Raw genomic sequence first — 9,633 nt, 5'->3', positions numbered from 1 at the left:
CGCGCTCGCCGCCGGCATCGCACCGGACGCCCCCTTCGACCCGGTCGCGGCGGCGCTGTTCGCCGCCTGCGGCCTCGGCATCTGCGCCATGGGCGAGCGGCTGCGCCGCACCACGTCGGATGCGGTCGCGCGCAACCGCGATCTCATGGCGCGGGAGGCGCACCTGTCCTCGATCCTCGACACCGTGCCCGACGCCATGGTGGTGATCGACGACCGGGGCGTGATCCGTTCCTTCTCCTCCGCCGCCGAGCGCCTGTTCGGCTTCGGCGCCGCCGAGGCGGTGGGCCGCAACGTCTCCGCGCTCATGCCGGAGCCCTACCGCACCGCCCATGACGGCTACATCCAGCGCTACCTTTCCACCGGCGAGCGGCGCATCATCGGCATCGGCCGCGTGGTGGTGGGCGAGCGCAAGGACGGCACCACCTTCCCCATGGAGCTGTCGGTGGGCGAGATGAAGTCCACGACCGAGCGCTTCTTCACCGGCTTCATCCGCGATTTGACCGAGCGCCAGGAGACCGAGGCGCGGCTCCAGGAACTGCAGGCCGAGCTGGTGCACATCTCGCGCCTCACCGCCATGGGCGAGATGGCCTCGACGCTGGCCCACGAGCTGAACCAGCCGCTCTCGGCGATCGCCAACTACATCAAGGGCACGCGCCGCCTGCTAGCGGGCGACCCGCCGCGCCTGGAGATGATGCAGGACGCGCTGGAGAAGGCCGGCGAGCAGGCGCTGCGCGCCGGTCAGATCATCCGCCGGCTCCGGGACTTCGTCTCCCGCGGCGAGAGCGAGCGGCGGCTGGAGAGCCTCTCCAAGCTGGTGGAGGAGGCGAGCGCTTTGGCTTTGGTCGGCGCCAAGGAGCACGGCATCCAGGTGCGGTTCCAGTTCGGCCAAAAATGCGACCTCGTGCTTGCGGACAAGGTCCAGGTGCAGCAGGTATTACTCAACTTGATGCGCAACGCGGTGGAGGCGATGATGGAGACGCCGCGCCGCCAGCTCACGTCCGGACCGAACCGGCGGAGGACGACATGGTTCTCATCAGCGTCTCCGACACCGGCCACGGGATCAGCCCTGAGGTCGGCGCACAGCTGTTCACGCCGTTTTTGACCACCAAGCGCCATGGCATGGGGGTCGGGCTGTCGATCTCGCGCACCATCATCGAGGCCCATGGCGGTCGCATCTGGGCCGATTCCAATCCCGAGGGCGGCGCGGTGTTCCGCTTCACCCTGCGCGCGGTGGACGAGGAGGCGACGGTCGATGACTGAGACGGCGGTCATCCATGTGATCGATGACGACGACGCGGTGCGCCAGTCCCTCGCTTTCCTGCTCTCCACCGTCGGCTACCAGGTCCGGGAGCATCCCTCGGCGCGGGCGTTCGTGGAGGCCGGCCTGCCGGCGGTGGACCCGGCCGCCGGCTGCATCATCACCGACGTGCGGATGCCGGACATGACCGGCATCGACCTGCTGCAGCACCTGAAGGACAAGGGCTCGGCCGTGCCGGTGGTGGTCATCACCGGCCATGGCGACGTGCCGCTGGCGGTGACGGCGATGAAGCTCGGCGCCGCCGACTTCCTGGAGAAGCCGTTCGACGACGTGGCGATCATCGACGTGGTGAAGTCCGCGCTCGCCCGCCGCGAGAAGACCCACCAGCACGACGCGCTGCGCGGCGAGGTGGCCGAGCGCATCGCCGCTCTGTCCCAGCGCGAGCGCCAGGTGCTTGAGCTTCTGGTCGCCGGCCAGGCGAACAAGATGATCGCCTACGATCTCGGCATCAGCCCCCGCACCGTCGAGGTCTACCGCGCCAACGTGATGACCAAGATGAAGGCGCAGAGCCTGTCCGAGCTGGTGCGCATGGCGCTGCTCGCCGGCATTGTCCCGCGCGGCGCGTGAAACCCGTTGATCTGCCGCAAGGCGGGGCGCGTGACCGGGCGCTAGCGTTTTGCATCCACCGGCCACGTGCAGCCCACGAGCGCGTCGTGGGAAGGGATGAGAGGCGATGACCGGCGAGGCGAAAGGGTGGATCGTCCACGTGGTGGACGACGACATGGCGGTCTGCAGTTCTCTCAAGTTCGCGCTTGAGATCGAGGGCTTCTGCGTGCGGACCTATGCCAGTTCGCGGGAGCTCTTGGACGCCGAGATTTCCTGCCGCGGCTGCATGATCGTCGACTACAATCTTCCCGGGCTGAACGGGCTCGACCTGCTCAACGAGCTGGGCCGGCGCGACGTGAAGCTGCCGAGCTTCCTCATCACCTCCAATCCGGCCGCCCATGTGCGCGCCGCGCCGACACCCAGGGCGTCGCGATCATCGAGAAACCCCTGCTCGGAAACCAGCTCAGCGAAGCGGTGCGCGAGAGCTACTCGCGCTCCCGCCTTTGCTGAGGCAGCCGGACAACGAGCCCGCACGGCGCCAGCCGGACAGGGCTTCCTGACGCGCGCCCTCAAGAACGCGCCCCGCCGCCGAAGTCCAGGAAACGCTCCCCGGTCGCCGCCGCGGTCCCTCAAGGCGCTTGAGGGACAGTCCCGCCGGATGCGCACGCACGGCCGTCTTATGTTTGGGGCATAGTCCGAGCGCCAATGCCGGCGGCCGCGCCGCCGCACCAGCGAGGCGAGACATGACCACGCGCAATCTCGACGCCCTGTTCCACCCGGGCGCCATCGCCCTGGTGGGCGGCAGCAACCGGCCCGGCTCCATCGGTGCGGTGATCGCCCGGAACCTGTTCGAGGCGGGCTTCCAGGGGCCGATCCTCTCGGTGAACCCCAAGGAGCGGGCGATCCGCTCCTCGCTCAACTATCCCTCGGTGGCGGACCTGCCCATCGCGGTGGACCTCGCCGTGGTGGCGACGCCGCCCGAGACGGTGCCCGGCGTCATCCGCCCATCTCGGAGAGAAGGGCTGCCCGCCGGCCGCCGTGGTCACTCACCGTCCGATTTCGGCAAGGCGCGCCGGCCGGCGCGTCGGACCTGCGCCAGAGGATGCTGGACGCGGCGAAGCCCCACCTGCTGCGCATCGTCGGTCCGAACTGCCTCGGCTTCATCTCCACCGGCGCGCGCATCAATGCCAGCTTCGCCCACCTGATGCCGGCCAAGGGCGACGTCGCCTTCGTCTCTCAGTCGGGCGCCATGGCCACCTCGGTGCTCGACTGGGCGAGCGCGCGCGGGTTCGGCTTCTCCCACATCGTCTCGCTGGGCGACAAGGCGGACGTGGACTTCGGCGACCTGCTCGATTTCCTCGCGCTCGACAATTCCACCCGCGCCATCCTGCTCTATGTCGAGAGCATCACCGATGCCCGCAAGTTCATGTCCGCCGGCCGCATCGCTGCGCGCGCCAAGCCGGTGATCGTCATCAAGGCGGGGCGCACCGCCGCCGGCGCCAAAGCGGCGCTCTCCCACACCGGGGCGCTGGCCGGCTCCGACGCGGTCTTCGACGCCGGCCTTCCGCCGCGCCGGCATGCTGCGGGTGGGCGAGCTGCGCGAGCTGTTCGAGGCGGTGACCACGCTGTCGTCCGGCATCCGCCTGGCCGGCGACCGGCTGGCGGTGCTCACCAATGGCGGCGGCGCCGGCGTGCTGGCGGTGGACGCGCTGGAAGGCACGCCGGGCCGGCTCGGCACCCTCGCTCCCGCCACCATCGAAACGCTCGACAAGGTGCTGCCGGCCGGCTGGTCGCACGGCAATCCGGTGGACATCACCGGCGACGGGCCGGCCGCGCGCTACCGCGATTCGCTGGCGGCGCTGCTGGCCGACAAGGGATCGGACGCCATCCTGGTGCTCCACTGCCCCACCGCGGTGGCCGACGGCACCGAGGCGGCGGAGGCGGTGATGGGTCTGCTGGAGACGCGCCCGCGCGCGCCGGTGCTCACCTGCTGGCTCGGCGAGCAGACCGTGGCGCAGGCGCGGCGCAAGTTCGCCGCCCGCAAGATTCCCACCTACGAGACCCCGGACGAGGCGGTGCGCGCCTTTGCCCACCTCGTCTCCTACCAGCGCAACCAGACCCTGCTGATGGAGACGCCGCCCGCCCGCACCTTCGAGGAGCCGGACCGCGGCCGGGCGCGGGAGGTGGTGGATGCGGTGCTCGCCAAGGGCCGCAGCGTGCTCACCGAGTTCGAGGCCAAGGCGGTGCTCGCCGCCTACGACATCCCCGTGGTGGACACCCGCATCGCCGCCGGCCCCGAGGAGGCCGGGCGGCTCGCCGGCGCGATCGGCTGGCCGGTGGTGGTGAAGGTGATCTCCCACGACATCACCCACAAGTCGGACGTGGGCGGCGTGCGGCTTGATCTTTACAGCCCCGCGGCGGTGGAGGAGGCGTGCCGCGCCATCCTCGCCTCGGTGGAGGAGAAGAAGCCGGGCGCGCGGGTGGAGGGCTTCACGGTGCAGCAGATGATCCGCCGGCCGAACGCCCAGGAGCTGATCGCCGGCATCGCCAACGACCCCACCTTCGGCCCGGTGGTGCTATTCGGACAGGGCGGCACGGCGGTTGAGGTGATCGCCGACCGCGCGGTGGCGCTGCCGCCGCTGAACGGCGTGCTGGCGCGCGAGATGATCGAGCGCACCCGCGTCGCCAAGCTGCTCGCCGGCTACCGCGACCACCCCCCCGCCGACATGGACGCCGTCGCCGGCACGCTCATCAAGGTCGGCGAACTGCTCGCCGATCTGCCGCAGATCGCCGAGCTGGACATCAACCCGCTGCTCGCCGACGAGCACGGCGTGATCGCCCTCGACGCGCGCATCGTGGTGCACGAGGCCAAGGTGAACGGCACCGACCGCTTCGCCATCCGTCCCTATCCGGCGGGCCAGGAGCGCGAGATCGTGCTTACCGACGGCCAGGTTCTGACCCTGCGGCCGATCCGGCCGGAGGACGAGCCGGGCCTCGTGGACGTGGTGCGCCGCTCCGACCCGCAGGACGTGCGCATGCGCTTCCTCGGCTCGGTGAAGGACTTCCCGCACCTGATGGCGGCGCGCCTGTCGCAGATCGACTACGACCGGGAGATGGCCTACGTGGCGATCGAGCCCTCGGGCGAGGTCTGCGGCGTGGTGCGCATCATCGCCGATCCGGACAACGAGGAGGCGGAATACGCCATCATGGTGCGCTCGGACATGAAGGGCCGCGGCCTCGGCTACCGTCTCATGACCGAGATTCTCGACCATGCCCGCAAGCGCGGCCTGAAGCGCGTGTTCGGCGACGTGATGCGGGAGAACCTGCCGATGCTGCACATGGCCGAGGACCTCGGCTTCAAGATGCGGCCCGGCAGCGAGGATCCGTCCATCATGCGCGTCGCGATCGAACTTTAGGCGCCGGCGGCAGCCGGGCACCGGCGGCGTGCGCCCGGCCGTCTGCACAAAGTGCGGCCGCATCGCCGGGGACGGCTGCCCGCTCCCCAGGCCGGGCAGCCCGGAACGCCCCGTGGCAACAATTTGTTAAGAAACCACACCGGAATTTGAGCCGGCCGCACGCCCGGTTTGAACCTTGACGCGGGATGCGCCGCGGCCGATATCCGGCCTTGCCACATGGACGGGCAAGGCCCACCATGACACAATTACGCTGGTGCTGCGTCGGGTCGACGGGCGCCGGACTGGATGGCGGACCGGGCGGCGTGACGTCGCCCACCCCGAGATGCACAGTCCGGCGGCGGATCAGGCGAATGAACCGCGCGCAGACTGGACACACGACGGCGGCAACCTTTACCGGCAACGTGCGACAGACCGAAGCGCGGACAAACGAACGGATCGAGCGAGGAGAATGGCGACCGAGGCCACAGAGCAGCCGGGAGGACCGTGGCGGTCGGAATATCTGGCCCTGCACGACCCCCTGACCAACCTGCCGAACCGGCTCCTGATGATGGAGTTCCTGTCGGGGGCGCTCGGCACCGCGCGCGACGGCGACCGCACGGTCGCGGTGCTCGCCATCGACCTCGACAATTTCCGCTCCATCAATGAGAGCTTCGGCCTCAATGCCGGCGATGCCATCCTGTCGGAGATCGCGCGGCGCCTGCGCCGCTGCGTCCGCGACAACGACCTCGTGGCGCGCACCGGCCCCGACGAATTTGTGCTGATCGCCACCGGCGTCGCCGGCCTGAAGACGATCGAAGGTCTGTGCCGCCGGCTCCAGGACGCCATCAACGTGCCGGTGAACCTGTCCGAGGGCACCTCCTATCCGCAGGTGGCCATCGGCATCTCGCTGGCGCCGCTGGACGGGCTGGACGCGGACGAGCTGGTGCGCAGCGCCGAGCGGGCGCTGGAGCGCGCCAAGTCCGACGGACCCGGCGTCTGGCGCTTCTATTCCGCCGACATGAACGACGAGGCGAGCGGCCTGCGCTCGCTGGAGGGCGACCTCCGCCGCGCCATCACCTCGGACCAGTTCGTGCTGCTGTTCCAGCCACGCTGGAACACCAAGACCCTCGAAATCCTCGGCGTCGAGGCGCTGATCCGCTGGGACCATCCCCAGCTCGGCCGGCTCGCGCCGGACGAGTTCGTGCCCCTGGCGGAAAAGAGCGGGCTGGTGGTCCCGCTCGGCGAATGGGTGCTGCGCAAGGCCTGCGACACCATTTCGCGGCTGCCGCAGCTCAATGTCTCGGTGAACGTCTCGGTGGTGCAGTTCCGCGGCGGCGAACTGGTGGGCGCGGTGGAATCGGCGCTGAAGGCGGTCGACCTGCCGGCGCATCGGCTGGAGCTCGAGATCACCGAGAGCGTGCTGATCGAGAATACCGACAAGGCGCTCGACATCCTGATCCGGCTCAAGGGGCTGGGCGTGCGCCTGTCCATGGACGACTTCGGCACCGGCTATTCCTCGCTCGGCTATCTGCGCACCTTCCCGTTCGACGCTCTGAAGATCGACCGCCGCTTCGTCGGCGACCTCGACCAGAGCCGGGGCGCGCTCGCCATCGTCCAGGCCATCGTCGCCTCGGCCGGGCGCTGGGCATGCAGGTGGTGGCGGAAGGCGTCGAGACCGAGAGCCAGCTCGAATGCCTGCGCAATGACGAGTGCGACGAGGTGCAGGGCTTCTTCCTCGGCCGGCCCATGACCGAGGAAGCGCTGCTGGACTTCATCTCGGCCCACGGCCTCGCCCAGCAGCAGAGCCACGGCTTCGCGAACTGAGCCGCGGCGGGCGGCGCCCGCGGCAAGAGGGCCGGCTAGAACGGCTGTCCCGCGGCGCGCATCACCGCGTCGGTATCGGCGAGCCAGACCTCATCCATCCCCTTGAGCGCCTCCAGCACCCGGCGCATGGCGGCGGCGCCCGCCGGCGTGCCGATCACGAACGGATGCAGGCCGATGGCGACGATGGTCGCCGGCCGGCCGGGATCGGCCTTCGCCTCGCGCGCCATCTCGCCGACATAGTCGATCCACAGATGCTCCAGGTCGCGCGCCTCCTTGAAGCGCGAGAGGTACTGGCCCATGTCCACCACGCTCGGCGGATAGGGGATGAGCACCAGCGGCGCCGGCTTGGTGTCGAGCCGGGAGAGCAGGTCCGAATCCATGCCGTCGAGCGTGTACCGGATGCCCTCGGCCGCGGTCGCGGCGAAGGTCTCGGCGTCGGGATAGACGCTCGGGCTCGACCAGCCCTTGCTGCGCACGCCGGTCGCCGCCTCGATCATGTCGAGGGTCTTGCGGATATAAGCGCGCTGGGCGGCCGGGCCTTCGGCGAGCGGCAGCAAATCGGTCGAGTTGTTGAGCCCGTGGGCGATGATCGGCGCCTGCGGCACCAGCGCGCGCAGCGTCTGCCAGGTCTGCGGCTGGGCGGCGGGGAACTGGGCGTTCAGCGCCAGGCTGAGCGGAACCCCCGTCTCCCGGAACAGCCGGCCCGCGCGCGGCAGGCCGAAATTGATCGCGTACTGCCGGAAGCCCTCGTCCACGAGGTCCGGCTTGCGGGAGGTCATGTCGGGCCGGAAGTTCGGCCCCTGGCCCTGGCCCCACACCTCCACATAGAGCACGAACACCACCGCCACCTTCTTGCCGCCCGGCCACGAGTCGACGGCGATGTCCTGGCGCTGCAGGCCGGTGATCCAGTCCGGCCCGGTCTGGGCCAGCGCCGGGGCGGGTGCCAGCAAGGCGGCGAGGAGGAGAGCGAGGGCGCGCAGGCGCATGGGTCGGCCTCGATGCGGACGGGCGGGAGCCCGGGCGCGCGGCGCCCGGGCCGGTCGGATCAGCGCAGGTCGTCCAGCGAGGCGGCGCCGGAGCCGCCGGAGATCAGCGTCGGCCACTGCTTGGAGCCGAACGGCACGGCCGGCGGCAGGAACGGCTCCTTGCCGCGCGCCTTCATCTCCGAGATGATGGTCTTGCGGGCGTCGCCCCCCATCAGCTCGTAGTCCATCAGCCGATCGCTGTTGAAGAACAGGCCGCCCACCGAGCGGTCGGAGATGATTCGCACCAGCGCGGTGAGCATGTCGTCGGGCGTGGTGGTGAAGGAGATGGTCTCGATCAGCATCAGCCGGTCGTTGATCGCCTCCGGCCCGAAATACTGGGCCAGCACGCTGAACAGCACGTTGTTCTGGCGCGCGACGTAGATGGTGTTGCTGGCGGCATAGACATTGTCGAAATTACCGCCCAGATCCTGCTTCCAGCCGTCGAGCACGCCCATCCAGTGCTTCACCTGCGTCTGCGCCGCCCAGGCGATGGCGTGGCCGAGCACCGGCGCTTGCTTCTTGGCGAACGCCTGCACCGCGTCGAGGGTGATAACCCCCTTGGCCAGGCTGTCCTCCATGAAGGCGATGTTGTTCTCCAGGATGGCGCGCGAATTGGCGCGCCAGGCGTCCGGCATCTCGGCCGCGCCGATGCCGTCGAGCGCACTCTTCATCTCGGTGAGATAGGCGCGCATGGGCGCGACCCAGCTCTTGTCCTGCGGATTGCCGATGAACGGCAGCACCACCTCGGACACCGCCATGGTGCTGTGGCCGAGCGACTTCATCACCTGGTAGACCTTCGGCACCGAGGGCGCCTCCAGCGGCGGCTTGCCCGGCCGGTAGAGGATCATCCGCCCGCCCGCGCCCGAGAACAAAGCGAGGATCACCGGGTGCTGGTCGAGGATGTTGGCGCGGAAGATCTTGCCCGCATTGGCGTAAAGCTCGAACATGGAGGTGTTCAGCTGGAGCACGTCGCGGTTGGCGAGCTCCTGCGCCGTGGGCGGCTTCAGCTGCCCGGAGATCGGCTTCATGTAGGCCGGCAGCTCGGCCGCCGAGGCGCCGGTGAGGGGCGCCGCGGCGAGCGCCGTAGCGAGGGCCAGCGCGACAGGTAGGCGTGTCATCGTCTCCTCCTCGTCTCGATCAGTTCGGGCAGGCCGCTCCGGTGTCCGCCCAGGCCTTGACGAGGGCCTTGGCCTCTTCCTGCGTGCCGGGGGCGGGCGTGCGGTCGCCGCCGGGCGCCCAGGCCCAGCCCACCAAGGTGTCGTCGCCGATATGGGCGATCAGGTCGGCGACCGAGCGGCCGCCATTGCGCGCCGGGTCCTTGATCTGGATGCAGATCTCGCGGACCGTCTTGCCCTCCCAGGCCATGGAGGCGGGGGCGAGCTGCCAGTGCGGATGGCCGGCATGCCGGCGGGCGCAAAGTTGCTCTCGCGGTGGCACATGGCGCACCTGAGGCTGGCGAGGCCCTTCCCGTCCGGGCCGCGGAACACCGGCGGCTGGTGCGGGGCGGGCGGGCGTCGCCCTGGCG

6 protein-coding genes and 4 pseudogenes are annotated in these 9,633 nt (G+C 70.0%); 7 read left to right on the top strand and 3 right to left on the bottom strand.

Annotated elements, in window-relative coordinates:
• The 7 genes and pseudogenes from AC2W7M_RS13295 to AC2W7M_RS13265 all read left to right on the top strand — a co-directional run.
• A pseudogene (locus AC2W7M_RS13295) lies at positions 1-1,260 on the top strand (sensor histidine kinase); the annotation flags it as partial.
• Entirely contained in the window at positions 1,253-1,885 is a 633-nt protein-coding gene (gene fixJ / locus AC2W7M_RS13290) for a response regulator FixJ (RefSeq protein ID WP_486132756.1), read from the top strand. The pseudogene AC2W7M_RS13295 and the gene fixJ, both read left to right, overlap by 8 nt.
• A gap of 106 nt (positions 1,886-1,991) precedes the next feature.
• Positions 1,992-2,558: a response regulator gene (locus AC2W7M_RS13285; RefSeq protein WP_486132755.1), complete on the top strand. Its 567-nt coding sequence runs from the start codon at positions 1,992-1,994 to the stop codon at positions 2,556-2,558.
• Between the two features lie 49 nt (positions 2,559-2,607).
• Positions 2,608-3,069, top strand: coding sequence for a CoA-binding protein (locus AC2W7M_RS13280; protein WP_486132754.1), 462 nt, complete (start codon positions 2,608-2,610; stop codon positions 3,067-3,069).
• Positions 2,967-3,362: pseudogene (locus AC2W7M_RS13275) on the top strand (GNAT family N-acetyltransferase); the annotation flags it as partial. The gene AC2W7M_RS13280 and the pseudogene AC2W7M_RS13275, both read left to right, overlap by 103 nt.
• Positions 3,363-3,441: 79 nt before the next feature.
• Positions 3,442-5,280 (top strand): bifunctional acetate--CoA ligase family protein/GNAT family N-acetyltransferase, encoded by a 1,839-nt coding sequence (locus AC2W7M_RS13270; protein WP_486132753.1) that lies wholly within the window; start codon positions 3,442-3,444, stop codon positions 5,278-5,280.
• Positions 5,281-5,602: 322 nt separating this feature from the next.
• Positions 5,603-6,945, top strand: a pseudogene (locus tag AC2W7M_RS13265) (putative bifunctional diguanylate cyclase/phosphodiesterase); the annotation flags it as partial.
• A 173-nt stretch (positions 6,946-7,118) separates the two neighbouring features.
• On the opposite strand, the gene AC2W7M_RS13260 reads toward AC2W7M_RS13265, so the two are convergent.
• The 3 genes and pseudogenes from AC2W7M_RS13260 to AC2W7M_RS13250 all read right to left on the bottom strand — a co-directional run.
• Positions 7,119-8,069 (bottom strand): polysaccharide deacetylase family protein, encoded by a 951-nt coding sequence (locus tag AC2W7M_RS13260; RefSeq protein WP_486132752.1) that lies wholly within the window; start codon positions 8,067-8,069, stop codon positions 7,119-7,121.
• A 59-nt stretch (positions 8,070-8,128) separates the two neighbouring features.
• Positions 8,129-9,226, bottom strand: coding sequence for a hypothetical protein (locus AC2W7M_RS13255; protein WP_486132751.1), 1,098 nt, complete (start codon positions 9,224-9,226; stop codon positions 8,129-8,131).
• A gap of 19 nt (positions 9,227-9,245) precedes the next feature.
• Positions 9,246-9,633: pseudogene (locus AC2W7M_RS13250) on the bottom strand (Isoquinoline 1-oxidoreductase subunit); the annotation flags it as partial.

Source organism: Xanthobacter sp. BG11Y11_SDJG, from assembly GCF_057364445.1.
Note: the sequence above shows the minus strand (reverse complement) of the source record. Positions and strands in the feature narration are given on the sequence as shown.

Bases quoted from the DNA above. Each gene is read 5' to 3' on its own strand.
- fixJ (WP_486132756.1), top strand. From the start codon at position 1,253: ATGACTGAGACGGCGGTCATCCATGTGATCGATGACGACGACGCGGTG.
- AC2W7M_RS13285 (WP_486132755.1), top strand. From the start codon at position 1,992: ATGACCGGCGAGGCGAAAGGGTGGATCGTCCACGTGGTGGACGACGAC.
- AC2W7M_RS13280 (WP_486132754.1), top strand. From the start codon at position 2,608: ATGACCACGCGCAATCTCGACGCCCTGTTCCACCCGGGCGCCATCGCC.
- AC2W7M_RS13270 (WP_486132753.1), top strand. From the start codon at position 3,442: ATGCTGCGGGTGGGCGAGCTGCGCGAGCTGTTCGAGGCGGTGACCACG.
- AC2W7M_RS13260 (WP_486132752.1), bottom strand. From the start codon at position 8,069: ATGCGCCTGCGCGCCCTCGCTCTCCTCCTCGCCGCCTTGCTGGCACCC.
- AC2W7M_RS13255 (WP_486132751.1), bottom strand. From the start codon at position 9,226: ATGACACGCCTACCTGTCGCGCTGGCCCTCGCTACGGCGCTCGCCGCG.